At 69.8% G+C, this 14,625-nt stretch carries 17 protein-coding genes; 11 read left to right on the forward strand and 6 right to left on the reverse strand.

The genetic code is table 11. From position 1 onward, the window contains the following. Window positions 1-40: 40 nt before the first annotated feature. Complete coding sequence (locus ASG71_RS02200) at window positions 41-1,666, reverse strand: amidohydrolase (protein WP_056736633.1); 1,626 nt, start codon at window positions 1,664-1,666, stop codon at window positions 41-43. Window positions 1,667-1,819: 153 nt separating this feature from the next. On the opposite strand from ASG71_RS02200, the gene ASG71_RS02205 reads away from it, so the two are divergent. The 6 genes from ASG71_RS02205 (at window position 1,820) to ASG71_RS02230 (ending at window position 7,007) form a co-directional block, all read left to right on the forward strand. Next, window positions 1,820-2,722, forward strand: a complete 903-nt coding sequence (locus ASG71_RS02205) for a LysR family transcriptional regulator (RefSeq protein WP_056736635.1) — start codon at window positions 1,820-1,822, stop codon at window positions 2,720-2,722. An 88-nt stretch (window positions 2,723-2,810) separates the two neighbouring features. Next, entirely contained in the window at window positions 2,811-4,070 is a 1,260-nt protein-coding gene (locus tag ASG71_RS02210; RefSeq protein WP_056736637.1) for an NAD(P)/FAD-dependent oxidoreductase, read from the forward strand. A 93-nt stretch (window positions 4,071-4,163) separates the two neighbouring features. Next, the gene (locus tag ASG71_RS02215) at window positions 4,164-4,367 is read left to right on the forward strand and encodes a hypothetical protein (RefSeq protein ID WP_056736639.1); all 204 of its coding nucleotides are present in this window, start codon (window positions 4,164-4,166) and stop codon (window positions 4,365-4,367) included. 57 nt (window positions 4,368-4,424) lie between these two features. Continuing rightward, window positions 4,425-5,093, forward strand: a complete 669-nt coding sequence (locus tag ASG71_RS02220) for a class I SAM-dependent DNA methyltransferase (RefSeq protein WP_056736643.1) — start codon at window positions 4,425-4,427, stop codon at window positions 5,091-5,093. Between the two features lie 29 nt (window positions 5,094-5,122). Continuing rightward, window positions 5,123-5,545, forward strand: a complete 423-nt coding sequence (gene arfB, locus ASG71_RS02225) for an alternative ribosome rescue aminoacyl-tRNA hydrolase ArfB (protein ID WP_056736645.1) — start codon at window positions 5,123-5,125, stop codon at window positions 5,543-5,545. A 106-nt stretch (window positions 5,546-5,651) separates the two neighbouring features. After that, complete coding sequence (locus ASG71_RS02230; protein WP_056736647.1) at window positions 5,652-7,007, forward strand: uracil-xanthine permease family protein; 1,356 nt, start codon at window positions 5,652-5,654, stop codon at window positions 7,005-7,007. Between the two features lie 118 nt (window positions 7,008-7,125). Here the strand turns inward: ASG71_RS02230 and ASG71_RS02235 are convergent, their stop codons facing one another. Then, window positions 7,126-7,659 (reverse strand): hypothetical protein, encoded by a 534-nt coding sequence (locus tag ASG71_RS02235; RefSeq protein WP_056736650.1) that lies wholly within the window; start codon window positions 7,657-7,659, stop codon window positions 7,126-7,128. A gap of 70 nt (window positions 7,660-7,729) precedes the next feature. Further along, on the reverse strand, window positions 7,730-8,626 hold the full coding sequence (locus ASG71_RS02240; protein ID WP_056736651.1) for an SDR family oxidoreductase: 897 nt from the start codon (window positions 8,624-8,626) through the stop codon (window positions 7,730-7,732). 100 nt (window positions 8,627-8,726) lie between these two features. Between ASG71_RS02240 and ASG71_RS02245 the strand changes: the two genes are divergently transcribed. Both ASG71_RS02245 and ASG71_RS02250 read left to right on the forward strand, forming a co-directional pair. Then, window positions 8,727-9,215: a DUF6328 family protein gene (locus ASG71_RS02245; RefSeq protein WP_056736653.1), complete on the forward strand. Its 489-nt coding sequence runs from the start codon at window positions 8,727-8,729 to the stop codon at window positions 9,213-9,215. A gap of 45 nt (window positions 9,216-9,260) precedes the next feature. After that, complete coding sequence (locus ASG71_RS02250) at window positions 9,261-9,923, forward strand: DUF6766 family protein (protein ID WP_056736655.1); 663 nt, start codon at window positions 9,261-9,263, stop codon at window positions 9,921-9,923. 12 nt (window positions 9,924-9,935) lie between these two features. Here the strand turns inward: ASG71_RS02250 and ASG71_RS02255 are convergent, their stop codons facing one another. Further along, a complete protein-coding gene (locus tag ASG71_RS02255; protein WP_056736657.1) occupies window positions 9,936-11,060 on the reverse strand; it encodes a glycerate kinase in 1,125 nt (374 codons plus the stop codon). Between the two features lie 203 nt (window positions 11,061-11,263). On the opposite strand from ASG71_RS02255, the gene ASG71_RS02260 reads away from it, so the two are divergent. The 3 genes from ASG71_RS02260 (at window position 11,264) to ASG71_RS02270 (ending at window position 13,484) form a co-directional block, all read left to right on the forward strand. Continuing rightward, window positions 11,264-12,028 carry a histidine phosphatase family protein gene (locus ASG71_RS02260; protein WP_056736659.1) on the forward strand — a complete coding sequence of 255 codons (765 nt, stop codon included), beginning with the start codon at window positions 11,264-11,266 and terminating at the stop codon, window positions 12,026-12,028. Next, window positions 12,012-12,905, forward strand: coding sequence for an NAD(P)H-hydrate dehydratase (locus ASG71_RS02265; protein ID WP_200947918.1), 894 nt, complete (start codon window positions 12,012-12,014; stop codon window positions 12,903-12,905). Before ASG71_RS02260 ends, ASG71_RS02265 begins: the two co-directional genes overlap by 17 nt. 111 nt (window positions 12,906-13,016) lie before the next feature. Beyond that, window positions 13,017-13,484 (forward strand): hypothetical protein, encoded by a 468-nt coding sequence (locus ASG71_RS02270; RefSeq protein ID WP_056736661.1) that lies wholly within the window; start codon window positions 13,017-13,019, stop codon window positions 13,482-13,484. A 50-nt stretch (window positions 13,485-13,534) separates the two neighbouring features. Here ASG71_RS02270 and ASG71_RS02275 read toward each other — a convergent pair whose 3' ends face one another. Both ASG71_RS02275 and ASG71_RS02280 read right to left on the reverse strand, forming a co-directional pair. Continuing rightward, on the reverse strand, window positions 13,535-14,335 hold the full coding sequence (locus tag ASG71_RS02275; RefSeq protein ID WP_082574757.1) for a glycerophosphodiester phosphodiesterase: 801 nt from the start codon (window positions 14,333-14,335) through the stop codon (window positions 13,535-13,537). Window positions 14,336-14,352: 17 nt separating this feature from the next. Next, a complete protein-coding gene (locus tag ASG71_RS02280) occupies window positions 14,353-14,598 on the reverse strand; it encodes a hypothetical protein (protein WP_056736664.1) in 246 nt (81 codons plus the stop codon). Window positions 14,599-14,625: the final 27 nt, after the last annotated feature.

Genomic DNA, 14,625 nt, shown 5'->3' on the forward strand with positions numbered 1-14,625 from the left:
TCTCCCATTGTGTTTGGTGATGCGGTGATCGTTCGGAAGGTCAGTCGTCGCTGCGGTAGCGGATGGTGCCGCCGACCGCGGTGGCACGGACGGGTAGCCCGCGGAGTTCCTCCGGCCGGCAGGTGAAGGGGTCGGCGCCCAGGGCCGTGAAGTCGGCGAGCATGCCGGGCCGCAGCCGGCCCTTGATGCTTTCCTCGCCGGAAGCGTGCGCGGCCCCGGTGGTGAAGCCGGCAATGGCCTCGGCCACGCTGATCCGCTCCGCAGGCTGCCAGCCGCCGCCCGGTTCGTTGTCCCGGTTCTGCCGGGTGACCGCGGCGTGGATCCCATGCATCGGGTTCGGCAGTTCGACCGGGGCGTCGGAACCAAAGGCGGGGAGGGCGCCGGCGTCGAGCAGCGAACGCCACGCGTAGGACGCCAGGTCCCGGCCCGTGAGCAGGGTCGACGCCAGCGGGATGTCCGAGGTGCAGTGGGTGGGTTGCATGGAGGGCACGACGCCGAGCCGGGCCACTCGTTGCACGTCTTCCGGGCGGAGGTGCTGCGTGTGCTCGATGCGGTGCCGCAGCCGGGGCGTGACGGCGGCGCGGCCCAGGGCGGGCGCGGCATCGAGTGGATTCCGGACCAGGTCCTGATAGGCATCCAGCACGAGTTGATTGGCGCGGTCACCGATCGCGTGGGTGGCAACCGCGATGCCCGCTCCGGCGGCCCGGCGGACGAGGGCCAGGAGCTCAAGGTAAGGAATGACCTCTATTCCGTGATTCTTCGGCTCGCCGGGGAAGGGCTGGTTCATGTGGCAACTGTGGGACCCCAGGGCCCCGTCGGAGAACAGCTTGACGGGTCCGGTTCGCAACCAGGCATCGCCGTCACCGGTGGCCCGTCCTTCGTCGATAGCCATGTCCAGTGCTACGCGCGGGATCGCCTTGTGGACCCGGATCTGGAGATTGCCTTCCGAGCGCAGCGCGCGGTAGGCCTCCAGGCAGTCCTCGCCGTCGAAATCGTGGACGCCGGTCAACCCCACAGCCAGCAGCCGGCGCTGCGCTTCCGCCAACTGGGCGGTGAGGTCACCTGCCTCCGGGCTGTTCATGATCGCGCCGAGGACGTCGTTGGCGGCTTCGCGCAGAATGCCGGTGGGATAGCCGGCCGCGTCGCGGACTATTTCGCCGCCAACCGGGTCAGGCGTCCGCTCGTCGATGCCAACCGCTGCCAGCGCTGCGGAGTTTGCCCAGACGGTGTGGCCGTCGATGCTTGGCAGCGCGGCAGGCCGTCCTCCGGTCGCGGAATCCAGTGCCTGCCGGTCCGGCTGGACGGGAACGTCCCAGGCGTTGAAGTCCCAGCGGCCGCCGAAGACCCACGCGGTCGCCGGCAGGGTGGCGGCATAGTCGCGGATCCTGTCCAGCGCCTCCGCCAGGCTGGCCGTGCCGCGCAGGTCCAAGGCGGCGATCTCACGGGCGTAGTTGGCGGTGTGGATATGGGCGTCCGTCAGGCCGGGGATCACCGTCGCCCCGCCAAGGTCAACCGTGGCCGTGATTCCGGTGGCGTGCGCCCGCAGCTCGTCGACGGCCCCGACGGCGAGGATCCGCTCTCCCCTGGTCAGCAGCGCCGTCGCCCGCGGACGGTCAGCCCACTGGGTGTGGAACGAAGCGTTGACGTAGAGAACTTGCTCAAGCATTTCTAATCCTTTGCCCTTCGGAAGACACCGGGATTCCCGTCTGCCACCGTGGCCGCGGTGGAAAATGCCCGTGGGACTTACCCTAGAGGAAAGAATCCCGAAGGTGATCTCCGACACCTTGATGTTTCTACGCACTCACTGCAAGGATTTCTAATGCTCAACCTGACTCACCTCCACACACTCGTGGAAGTACTTCGGCTAGGTTCCTTCACCGCGGCGGGCAACAGGCTGGGCTACACGGCGTCGGCGGTGTCCCAGCAAATGTCCGCCCTGGAGAAGGACACGGGCATGCGCTTGTTTGTCCGAGGTGCCCGAAGTGCGCAGCCGACGCAGGCGGCGCACGCCATGGGCCAGCACGCGCTCAAGCTGTTGCGCGACGCCGAGGGATTGCTGGCGGCAGGGGCCGCCGCCAGTGAAGGCGCGGTACGGGAACTCCGCATCGGGGCCTTCCCCTCGGCTGCCACCTTCATCCTTGCGCCCGTCCTGGAGTCTGAAGCGTGGCAGGAACTCGGCGCACGCCTAAAGATCTCCATCGGCGAGCCGAGTGCCGTGGTGCCGGGGCTGCGTGCCGGCGGTGAACTGGATGCGGCGCTGGTGTATCAGGTCGGCGAGACCGGTTTGGTCTTGCCCCAGGGCGTCTCCCGGCACTGGCTTGGCGAGGACCCGTTCCGCGTGGTCGTCCCGGCGTCCGCCGGATACCGGGAAAACCAAGCGATGGATGTCGAGTCCCTGGGCAGGCTGCCGTGGATCGTCCACCTGCGCGGCTCCAGCGACGCCAACGTGGCAGACGCCGTGTTGGCCAACGCCGGACTGCACCCCCGGATCGCGGCCTCCAGCGACGATTTCAATGCCACGCTCCGGCTCGTCGCAGCGGGTCACGGGGCCGCCCTGGTCCCGCAGTTGGCCCTGACCGCCCGGCCAGCCGGCATCACGGTGGTGCAGGTCTCTGAGCTGCAACTTTCCCGCAAGCTTCTGCTGTTGTCGGCTGAGGACGGGCCCGCCAACCTCACTGAGCGCCTGATTCTGGCCTGCAAGGCCCTGCTGCCCGCGGTTTAGGGGCGCCTGTAGCGCTCTTTTTCATGACCGGATGTTTTCGTGGCGCCGGGCCCTGTTGCCACCAGCCGAGGAGGAGTAGCTTGCTCAGATGGAGGATACCTATCAGGTCATTGTGGTCGGTGCCGGCTTCGCCGGCCTGTCGGCAGCCAGGGAACTCGGCCGAAAGGGCGTGCGGGTCCTGCTGATCGACTCGAACAACTACCACCAGTTCCAGCCGCTCCTTTACCAGGTCGCCACCTCGCAGATCGGCGTCTCGGCCGTCACCCGACCGATCCGTTCCGTCTTCCGGCGGCTCAAAAGCGTGCGGGTCATGACCGCGAAGGTGGCCGCCGTCGACGTCGCGAACCACACCGTCACCACCGCCGACGGCGACACGCTCCGGGCCCAGATTCTGGTGCTCGCCGTGGGCGCCGTGCCGAACTTTTTCAACACGCCAGGCGCGGAGGAACACGCCCTGCCCCTGTATTCGATCACCGACGCGACCATGCTCGGCACCAGCCTGACGCGTCTGCTCGACGAGGCCGACCGGGAGCCCGACGTGCCGGTGGAGGTCGTGGTCGTCGGCGGGGGCCCGACGGGCGTGGAAACCGCCGGGGCGATGGCAGAAAACATCAAGTTCGTGGTGACCAAATACTTCTCGCCCGAGCTCGCCGCGCGGTGCCGGGTGCACCTGGTGGACATGGTCCCGAGTGTGCTGAACATGTTTTCGTCGAAGTCCCAGGAGTACACCAGGCGGCGGCTGCTGGCGATCGGCGTGCAGCTCCACATGGGCGTCGGCGTCACCGATGTACGGGCCGACGGCGTGACCCTGGCGGACGGCACCGACATCCCCAGCCGCATGGTCGTCTGGGCCGGCGGCCTCAAGGGCGGGGACCTGCTGGCCGGTTCCGGCCTCACCCAGGGCAAAGGCGGGCGTATCGATGTGCGCCCCGACCTGACGGATCCGGGTGCGGACGGGGTTTACGTTCTCGGCGACGCCGCCAACATCACGGACGCGACGGGCGCCAAGCTGCCGCAGCTCGGTTCCGTCGCCCAGCAGGCCGGAAAGTGGGCCGCACGCAACATCTACGCGGACCTCACCGGCGGTACCCGGCAGCCCTTCAAGTACGTGGACAAGGGGTACATGGCGATGATCGGCCGGGGGGCCGCCGTCGCGGAAATCGGACGCAGGCGCCTCCAACTCCAGGGGCCGCTGGCGTTCATCTCGTGGCTCGCGGTCCACCTGGCGCTCCTGTCCGGAACCCAGCAGAAGGTCCGCGCCTTGTTTTCGTGGCTCAACGGTTACGTCCTCCACAGCCCGGCCCAGGTGGTGGTAGGCGGGACCGAGCGGCGCGCCATCGGTCAGTAGCTGCTTTGACCTGCACCTTGGGAAGACCCAAGCGCGGCTGTAAAATTTGACCTTGAGCCGGAACTCAGTCCGGCGTGGAGGCAGGGAGGCACGATGACCGACAAGCTGTATCTCACCCCGGACGAAAACTTTCCGGAAGACCTCACCGGCATGGCAGACCAGGAACTTCAGGTCCTCGACAGCCAGATCCAGCGCCAGCTCGACTACGAGGTGGCCTCCGACGGCGAATCGAACCGCGAAACCGAGTTCCGGCACTACGAAATCGACGGGGAGTTCCAGACCCGGGACGATCGCTAGCGGCAGCGCTGGACCGGTGCGCTGAAGAAACACCGCCCGGCGCCGTAGGCTCAGGCGATGACGATCCCCGGGAAGCTCTCCGACATCGGCTCCGCGTATGACACCGTTGCCGAGTCCTATGCGTCGGCCCTGCCGGACACCAGCTTCGAGGCGGCCGAGGACATGGCCATGATCGAGGAGTTCACAGCCCGGGTCCGGTCCACCCCGGGCCGGCGGGTCATCGACGCCGGCTGCGGCACCGGACGCATGAGCGCCCACCTCACCGCAGCCGGTCTGGACGTCACCGGCGTCGACCTCTCCCCCGGGATGGTCCGCGCCGCCCGGCGCATGCATCCCCGGCTGAGCTTCACGGTGGGCGAGCTGGCCAGCCTCCCGGCCTCCGACGGCAGCGCGGACGGCATCCTGGCCTGGTATTCCATCATCCACTCCTCCCCCGCAGAGCTGCCCGGCATCTCCCGGGAGTTCCGGCGCGCCCTCCATCCGGGCGGCCTGGCACTGATTGCCTTCCAGGCCGGCAGCGGCTCCCGCACCATGCAACGTCCCTACGGTCACGACGTCGAGCTCCGGGCAGAGCTGCATGCTCCCGAGGACGTGGCCCGCGGCTTCACGGACCTCGGATTCTCGCTGGAGGCGCAGCTGGTGCGTGCCGCACGGGACGGTGAGCGGTACCCGCAGGCGGCGCTGCTGCTGCGCAAACCCCCGGCCGACGGACCAAACGGGCGCTGACCACCGCCAACTCGTGACACGCTAGGAGGATGGACCTGGAGGTGTCACCCGCACTGACGATTCCCGCCGTCGAACTCCGCTGGAGGTTCTCCCGCTCATCGGGGCCCGGCGGCCAACATGTCAACACCTCAGACAGCCGCGCCGAACTCTCCTGGGACGTGGCCAATTCCGCCGTGCTCTCGGAAAGCCAGCGGCTCACGCTCCTCAGCCGGCTCGAACGGCAGCTGGTGGCCGGGGTCGTCACTGTCCGCGCCGCGGAGCGGCGGTCCCAGCTGCGCAACCGGGAGATCGCCCTGGCCAAACTGGCCCATCTGGTCGCGGCCGGGCTGGCCCCCGAGGCCGCCAGCCGGCGCGCCACCCGTCCTTCGCGGGGGTCAGTCCGGCGCCGGCTTGCCGCCAAGCAACAGCGTGCCGTGACGAAGCAGCAGCGGCGGCGGCCGACCGCCGACTAGGCCGATCGGCCGGTCCGCCAGCGGGCCGCGGCCCCCCGGGGCGGTAAAGTGGCACCCGGAAGATTCCTTCCCGGTCCCGCCACACATCTTTGAAAGGCTCACTGCAATGAGCATGCTCGGCACCAAATGGAAGATCCACGGAAACGGCAAATCCATCCGCCCCGGCGAGGTCGTCCGGCCGGATGAGCGCCTCGCGTGGCCGCTGACCATCGGCGTCGGCATGCAGCACGTCGTCGCCATGTTCGGCGCCACCTTCCTGGTACCGATCATCACCGGCATGCCGCCGGCCACCACGCTGTTCTTCTCCGGCATCGGCACCCTGCTGTTCCTGGTCATCACGCGGGGCCGGGTTCCCAGCTACCTCGGCTCCTCCTTCGCCTTCATCGCCCCGATCATGGCCTCGCAGCAGCAGTTCGGGATTCCCGGAGCGCTCGGCGGCGTCGTGCTGGCCGGTGCCGCCCTGGCCGTCATCGGCGCCATCGTGCAGAAGTTCGGCGCCGGCTGGATCAACCGGCTGATGCCGCCGATCGTCACCGGTGCCATCGTCGGCCTGATCGGCCTGAACCTCGCCCCTGCGGCGAAGAACAACTTCGACGCCGCCCCCATCACGGCCTTGGTCACCCTTGCGGTGATCATCGTCGTCAGCGTCTTCTTCCGCGGCATCCTGGGCCGCCTGAGCATCCTGGTCGGCGTCGTGGTCGGGTACCTCGTCGCCATGCTCCGCGGCGAGGTGAACTTCGCCAAGATGGATGCCGCCGCCTGGGTGGGACTTCCGCACTTCCAGACCCCCGAATTCCACCTCGGCGTCGTCGGCCTCTTCGTTCCGGTGGTGCTCGTGCTGGTGGCCGAGAACATCGGCCACGTGAAGTCCGTGTCCGCGATGACGGGCCAGAACCTCGACGGCGTGTCCGGCCGGGCGCTGATGGCCGACGGCGCCGCGACCGTCCTCGCCGGCCTCGGCGGCGGTTCGGGCACCACCACCTACGCCGAAAACATCGGCGTCATGGCGGCCACGAAGGTCTACTCCACCGCCGCCTACTGGGTGGCCGGCAGCTTCGCGGTGCTGCTGAGCTTCTCCCCCAAGTTCGGTGAACTGATCGCCACCGTCCCCGCCGGCGTGCTCGGCGGCGCCGCGACCATGCTCTACGGCATGATCGGCGTGCTGGGTGTCAAAATCTGGGTCCAGAACAAGGTCAACTTCTCCAACCCGATCAACCTCACGACCGCCGCCGTGGCCCTGATCGTCGGCATTGCCGACTACACCTGGACCATCGGGGACCTGAAGTTCACCGGCATTGCGCTGGGATCCGCCGCCGCCCTGGTGATCTACCACGGCATGAAAGCCATCGCGCGGGTCCGCGGCACCGTGGCCGAGCCGGAAACCGAGGACGCGGCTCCGGCCGCAGCCGTTCAGGCCGCCGTCAACGCCGCCGCGAAGCGCGCCCCCAAGAAACGCCGCTGACCGTCCGCCGCGGCGCCGCAGGGGTTCACCCGGCAAGCGCCGGCTGGTCCCGGGCACAACAAGGGCCGGCGTCCTGCCACCGATTCGGTGGCAGGACGCCGGCCCTCGTGCGTGGCGCCTATCCGGCGTCGAAGGATTCCTTGTCCTCGCTGTCACGGTCCTTGGGCGACCGCTCCTCCGGCAGGTCCGTTCCGCTGCCGTCCGGGATGCCGGCGGCGTCCTGGCCCGATTCCGAGGAGAACGGCCGGCCCGGTTCCGGCTCTTCGGTGTTGGCCGCGTCCATTTCGGCCTCCGACGACGGCACGGCGCCCCCGCCCTCGGCTGCCGCTTCGTTGCCCGGCTCGAAACCGGTCTCGCTGCTCTCGTTTTCCGCGTTCATCTGCTCCTCCGTTCCTCCGAAGCGTCCCGCTCCGGGTTCTCCTGCACTGTCCTGGTCTTCGGCGCCGAACTGGCTAAGGTCGGGCGCGCCCGCGGGGTAGGTCTCGCCGTCGGGGCTGTCCTGGTTGAGTCCGGCCGCGTCGAACGCCTCCTCATCGCGGGGCTGGGCGAACGTCTTGGCGTCCCCGCCCGGAAGTTCCTGTTCGGCGGTGGGGGTTCCGTAACCGCCCGCTTCCTCCTCCACGGGAGTGCCCTGCTGGTTTTCCTGAGTCATGTCGTTCCTCCTGCTTTCTGGCATGGGGCCGGTCGAATCTGGATGGTGCGGTCTGAGGGCTGCAGCGGGATCAAAGTCCCTTGCCGCCGGTCACCGGCAGCACGGCGCCGGAGATGTAGGAGCCGTGGTCCGACGCCAGCAGCACATAGGCCGGCGCCAGTTCTGCGGGCTGGCCGGCGCGCTGGAGCGGGGTGTCCTGGCCGAAGCTGGGCAGCTTGTCCGGCCATTCGGTCGCCGGGATCAACGGCGTCCAGATCGGGCCGGGCGCCACGGCGTTGACCCGGATGCCCTGGGGGCCAAGTTCCTGGGCCAGCGCCTTGGTGAAGGCGACCTGCGCCGCCTTGGTCATGGCGTAATCGATCAACTCCGGCGACGGGTTGAACGCCTGGATGGACGCCGTCGTGATGATGGACGCCCCCGGTTTCAGGTGCGGGACCGCGGCGCGCGCCGTCCAGATCAAGGAGTAGAGGTTCGTCTTGAAGACGCGATCGAACTCCTCGGTGGGCAGGGATTCGAAGCTGTCCCGGTTCTTCTGGTACGCGGCATTCAAGACCAGGACATCGAGCCGGCCGAACTCCATGAGCGCGTCAGCGACGATCTGGGCCGCAAACTCCTCGGTGCGCCCGTCACCCGGCAGCAGCAGTGCCCTGCGACCTGCCTTGCGGATCCACTCGGCAGTATCGCGGGCGTCGTCCTCTTCCTCCGGCAGGTAGGAGATCGCGACGTCGGCCCCCTCCCGGGCGAAAGCGATGGCGACCGCCTTGCCGATGCCGGAGTCTCCGCCGGTAATCAGGGCCGCCTTGCCCTCGAGCGCGCCGCTGCCCTGGTAGCTTTCCTCGCCGTGGTCGGGCTGCGGCTCCATCGGCGCCGTCAGCCCTGGTTGCTGCTGGACCTGTTCGGGAAACGGTCCGGCGTGGTACGTGCCGCGCGGGTCCCGCGGCTGGTCCTGCTGCTTAGAATCGCTCATGAGTCCACCTACCCCGCATGTGTCGGTTCGTCTGTTTCTCCACCGTACCCGAAAATCGTCAGTAAGCTTAGTACCAAGTTTTGGATAGTGAGGAGCACCGATGTCTGATGCTGTAACCCGCCGCGACGGCCGGGACGAAACCTACGACGAGAAAATGGACCGCAACTGGGCGGAGCTGCTGCAGGAGCTCCGGGTACTCCAGACGGGCGTCCAGATCCTGGCGGGCTTCCTCCTCACCCTGCCCTTCCAGTCCCGGTTCGAGACGCTGGACGACTTCCAGATCGCGCTGTACCTCGGAAACGTCGTGCTTGCAGCCCTCACCACCGCCCTCATCCTGCTTCCGGTCAGTGCGCACCGCAGGCTCTTCCGGAAAGGCCTGAAGGACACCCTGGTCGCCAGCGCCGACCGGATCGCGAAAGTCGCGCTGGCCGGCGTCGCCCTCTTGAGCGTCGGGACCTCCGCCCTGGTCTTCGACGTCACCGCCGGGCGTTCGGCCGGGGTTACCGTCGGGGCGGCCCTGCTCGCCGTACTGTTGGTTCTGCTCGTGCTGATTCCGAACCGGCTGCGCCACAAAGCCGCCCGGGACTGAGCCGTGAGCGACCGTCAGACCGAGCACCCGCAGTCAGGAGCAAAGATGCGCACATGGGCCAAGGAACACGGGCTGTTGCTGGCGAACATCGGTCTCTTCGTCGTCTTTTTCGGCGGCATGGTCGTCAGCGGCGCCGCGGACTACAGCGAGGACCAGCTCGCCCACGGCCAGTCGGCCGTCGGCATCCTGGAATACCTCGGAACCGGAGCGTTCCTGGAGGCGACCTTTGAGAACTGGGAGTCGGAGTTCCTCCAGATGGGCATGTACGTCATCCTGACGGTGTTCCTGTTCCAGAAGGGCTCCTCAGAGTCCAAGCCGATGGGCAAGAAAGCCCCGCAGGACGAGGACCCGAGGACCGCCACGATCAAGGACTCGACGCCGTGGCCGGTGCGCCGCGGCGGCTGGGTGCTCAAGCTCTATGAACACTCCCTGTCGATCCTGTTCCTGCTGCTGTTCCTGTCCTCCGTCGCACTGCACGCCGTCGGCGGCAGCGAGGAGTACAGCGAGGAGCAGCAGGCGCACGGGCAGCCGCCGGTGACCGTCCTGGGCTACCTCGCCACGAGCCGTTTCTGGTTCGAATCATTCCAGAACTGGCAGAGCGAATTCCTGGCCGTGGCCGTGCTGGTCGGAGCCTCGGTCTACCTGCGCGAGAAGGGCTCGCCGGAGTCCAAGCCGGTGGCCGAACCGCACTACGAAACCGGCGCCTAGGCCCGGGCCGGGTCAGGCTCCCTCGAGCACCTGGCTGGTGGCCCAGGCAAGGTACTTGGCGGCCTTTGCGACCGCCTCGGCCGGGCTCGGCGCGACGTCGAGCAGCTGGGCGGCCGCGACCACGCCGTGCCGTGCAAGGTCTTCCGGGGTGACCAGGATCCGGCCGGCGACCATGATGACCGGGATGCCCAGGGCGCGCGCCGCGTCGGCGAGGGCCACCGGCGCCTTGCCGGTCAGCGACTGCGAGTCCAGCGAGCCCTCGCCGGTGATCACCAGATCGGCGCCGACGAGTTTTTCGCGCAGTCCCGTCAGGCCGGCGACGAGGTCGAAGCCGCGCTCCAGCGCCGCGCCGCTGAACGCCAGGAACGACGCCGGGAACCCGCCGGCCGCCCCTGCCCCGGGCACGTTGACGTCCCGGCCGGTCGCCTGCCGCAGCACCGAGGCCCAGTTGCGCAGCCCGGCGTCGAGGACCTCCGCCGCCTCCGCGTCCGCGCCCTTCTGCGGCCCGAAGACGTGGGCGGCGCCGTCGGGTCCGTAGAGCGGGTTCTGCACGTCGACGGCGATCCGGAACTTCACGGCCCCCAGCCGCGGATCCAGGCCGCTCACGTCCACGGCAGCCACCTCGGCGAGCGAACCGCCGCCCAGGGGCACGACGTTGCCGGCGGCGTCGAGGGGCTTGAGGCCGAGCGCGCGCAGGGCGCCGCTGCCGCCGTCGGTCATCGCCGAGCCACCCACGCCCAGCACGATCTCGGTTGCCCCGGCGTCCAGCGCGGCGGCAATCAGCTGCCCGCAGCCGTAGCTGTGGGCGCGCAGGGCATTCGCGGGGGTCGGCTCCATATGCGCCAGCCCGGATGCCTGCGCCATCTCGATCACGGCGGTCGCGCCGCCGGAGCTGTCCTTGCGGAACGCCCAGGCCGCGCCCACCGGGGCAAGCACCGGCCCGACGACGGCGTTCAGCCGCTCCTCGTAGCCTGCCGCGACGGCGGCCTCCAGCGTGCCCTCGCCGCCGTCGGCGACGGGGAACTGGACGGCCTCGGCGTCAGGGTAGACGCGCAGGGCGCCCTCGGCGATGGCGGCGGCGGCCTCCGCCGCGGTCAGGGAGCCCTTGAACTTGTCCGGGGCGATCAGGATTCGCATGGAACCATCCTGCCAGCCGGCACGGACTTTTCCCGCCCCGGTTCCCGCTCCCCTCTCCCGGCCAGCAGCCCCGGCGCGGGTACCCGCCGCGACAAGGCCGGGGCGCGGGAGTAACGTAGGCCCTTTCGGGCCGCCCGGGCACGCTGCGGACGGCCGCCGCTGTTTTGGCCCGCCCTGCGGGTCCATCGTGCAGGAGGTAAAGGGTGAGCACTATCGGACACGGCAGCCTGCCGGGCATCACGGGACTCGTCCTGGTCCGGCACGGCGAAAGCGAAGGCAACATCGCCGCCACCCTCGCCCGCGAGGCGGGGGCGCACGTCATCAATGTCCCGGCGCGGGACGCCGACGTCGGCCTGTCGGAGACCGGCCGCGAACAGGCCCTGGCCCTGGGCCGGTTGCTGGCCGGTGTGCCGGAAGCCGGCCGGAGCGCCGTCTGGTCCTCCCCCTACGCCCGGGCCCGCCAGACCGCCGAACTCGCGGTGCAGACGGGCGGATGGCGCGGACAGATCCGGTTGGATGAGCGGCTCCGGGACCGTGAACTCGGGATCCTGGACATGCTGACGTCCGCCGGGGTGGAAGCACGGCTGCCGGAGGAGGCCAGGCGCAGAAGCTGGCTGGGGAAGTTCTACTACCGGCCGCCGGGCGGCGAGTCGTGGGCCGATGTCGTACTGCGGCTGCGGTCCCTGCTCGCCGACCTGGACCGGGAGCACCCGGGCGAGGAGGTCCTGGTGGTCTGCCACGATGCCCTGATCGTGCTGTTCCGGTACATCCTGCAGGGCCTAACGGAGGCGGAGCTGCTGGATATCGCCGCCACAACCAGCGTCCTGAACGCCTCCGTGAGCCGCTTCGTGCGGCCCGGCGGCGCGGGGCCCTGGGAGCTGGAGAGTTTCAACCTGGCCGACCATTTGGCGGAGCAGGGAGTCGCCGTCACCGAACATTCAGGGGATGCCAATGTCCACCCGCGCTAAGCACACGGCTCCCGTCCCGGTGACGCCCACCCTGCTGCGCGACTGGCCCCTGCCCGGCGGAGGATCCGGCAAGGACGACCGGGGCTCGGTGCTGGTGGTGGGCGGCGCCCGCAAAACGCCGGGAGCGGCCCTGCTGGCCGGCGTCGCCGCCCTGCGCGCCGGCGCGGGACGGCTCACCCTGGCGGTGGCGGAGTCGACGGCGGTGCAGGTCGCGGTGGCGTTCCCGGAATCCGGCGTGGTGGGGCTGCCGGAGACGTCCCGGGGCTCGGTCAAGGGCTCTGCGGCTGCGCTGCTGGCGGACGAGGCGGACGGCATGGATGCCATCCTGGTCGGCCCCGGGCTGGACGATGCGGAGGAAACCCTGGCGCTGCTGCGCGGGCTGCTGCTGCCGGGGCGGTCGAACCCGAAGGCCGGCCCTGCGATCATCCTCGACGCGTACGCCCTGGGCTGCCTCCCGGAACTGGCCGGCGAGCTGGAACCCTGGGCGGACCGGCTGGTCCTGACGCCGAACGTCGCCGAGGGCGGGATTCTGCTGGGCCGCGACCTCGAGGACCTGGCACGGGACGTGCCGAAGATCGCCGACAAGTACCGGGCCGTGGTGAGCTGCCAGGGCGTAGTCGCGGAGCCCGGCGGAAGGGCCTGGCAGATCACCACCGGACACAGCGGGCTGGGCACCTCAGGGAGCGGCGATGTCCTGGCCGGTGCGATCGCCGGACTGCGGGCGCGCGGCACCACGGATACGCAGGCAGCCTGCTGGGGCTCGCACCTGCACGCCGCCGCCGGGGACCGGCTCGCCAGCAGACTGGGCGGCCTCGGCTACCTCGCCCGTGAACTGTGCGACGAGCTGCCGGCCCTGATGGTCGAACTGTCCAACTAAGAGGTCCGGCCGCAGGCCACGGCTCTGGACTAATCCTAAGCATGCTGATAATTCTGGAGTGGCAGGGCCGGTCGGTCCGGCCGCAGCAGTTGCAGGAGTGAGGAGTAAGCGATGGGCATCTCAGACAGCATCAAGAAGGGCGCTGAGGACGCGCTGGAGGACCTCGCCGGAATGGCTGACAAGTCCGACGACGGGCACACGCCCGATCCCGGCAATCCCAACGACGAAATCCAGGTTCATTCCTCGATCAGCGAGGGCTCGAACGCCTTGGAGGCCGAGAAGGACGAACAGCGCACCGGGCAAAGTGCCGGATCGGCCGCGGCCGATCCGACAGACACCCCGCCGGGCGGCCCCGCGGACCCCACCCAGCCTCCGGGCGGCCCGCTCGGCAACCCGGCCGAGGACCCGGACAACGCACCCCCCCTGGGCGATCCCGGCCCCGGCCCGGACGGCTCCCCCGACCCGTCTCCGGGCAGCGTGCCGGGACCCGGCGGCCTGCCGGCGACCGAGCCGGGCCGTTTCCGGGCCGACCCGTCTGAGGGCGACGGCGACCCGACCGTGAGCATGGGCCGCGGCTAGGACCAGCGCAGCGCCCCTGGGCCGGGGGCCTTCCCAGGTCCTTGGCATGCCTAGGCAGGCCACTGGCCGCGCTCCTGCAGGACGGCTTTGAGCAGATCGGCCCGGTCGGTCACGATCCCGTCGACGCCGAGGTCCAGCAGCCGGTGCATCTCGGCAGCCTCGTTGATCGTCCAGACGTGGACGTGCAGGCCGTGGCGGTGGGCGCGGCGGACGAACCCGGCCGTCACGACCGGGACGGCGCCGTAGCGGACGGGGACCTGCAGGGCGTGGATGTCGCGGAGCGCCCGGCCGGTCACGCGGCGCAGCAGTGCCGCCGGCAGCAGCGGTCCCAGCAGGACGAACAGTGCGTTGGAGGCCATGCCCGCCGAACTCGCGGCCGGCCGGCTCAGGCGCCGCAGCACCGCTCGCCGCCGCCGGTCGGAGAAGCTGGCGACCAGGACGCGGTCGTGCAGGCCGTGCTCCTCGATTGCCGCGGCCAGGGTCTCAACCGAATTCCAGTCCTTGACGTCCAGGTTGAGCCGGATGTCCGGGAACTCCGCAACCAGCTCGGCCAGCAGCGGAATCGGCTCGGTGCCGGCGATCCGGGCCCGCGCCACCGTCTCGGCCGGCAGCTCCGCGATGCGGCCGCTGCCGTCCGTGACCCGGTCCAGCGTCTCGTCATGGAAGACCAGCAGGACGCCGTCGGCAGTCGTGTGTACGTCGGCTTCCAGGTAGCGGTAGCCCAGGTCGACGGCGGCGCGGAACGCCGCCATGGAGTTCTCGGCGCCCTCCGTCGAGAAGCCGCGGTGGGCCATCGCCACCGGCACGCCCGGGGTTGCGCCGTGCGCCAAGAAGGGGTGCGGGACCGTCACCCCTGAAGCGTACCGGCTCAGGGGTGCTGCGGCAGGATCTCCACCCCGTCGCTGCAGTGCAGCAGGGTCCGGCCGCCGCCGTCGAGGTCCACCCACACCGTGGTGCGGTCCGTCGTGAGATCGTCCACGAGGCCGCCGGTTTCGTAGCCGGGTGCGAGCCGGACCCGTACCCGGTCGCCCTGGCGCAGGCTCATCCAGTGCGCGTCCGGGTCCACCCGCCGCACCGGCTGGTCGTCAATGTGTCGGTTGCCGTACCTGGCCATGAGTGCCCCACCATCAGTCAGAAGATC

The sequence above is a fragment of the Arthrobacter sp. Soil763 genome, assembly GCF_001428365.1.
Lineage (GTDB): Bacteria > Actinomycetota > Actinomycetes > Actinomycetales > Micrococcaceae > Arthrobacter.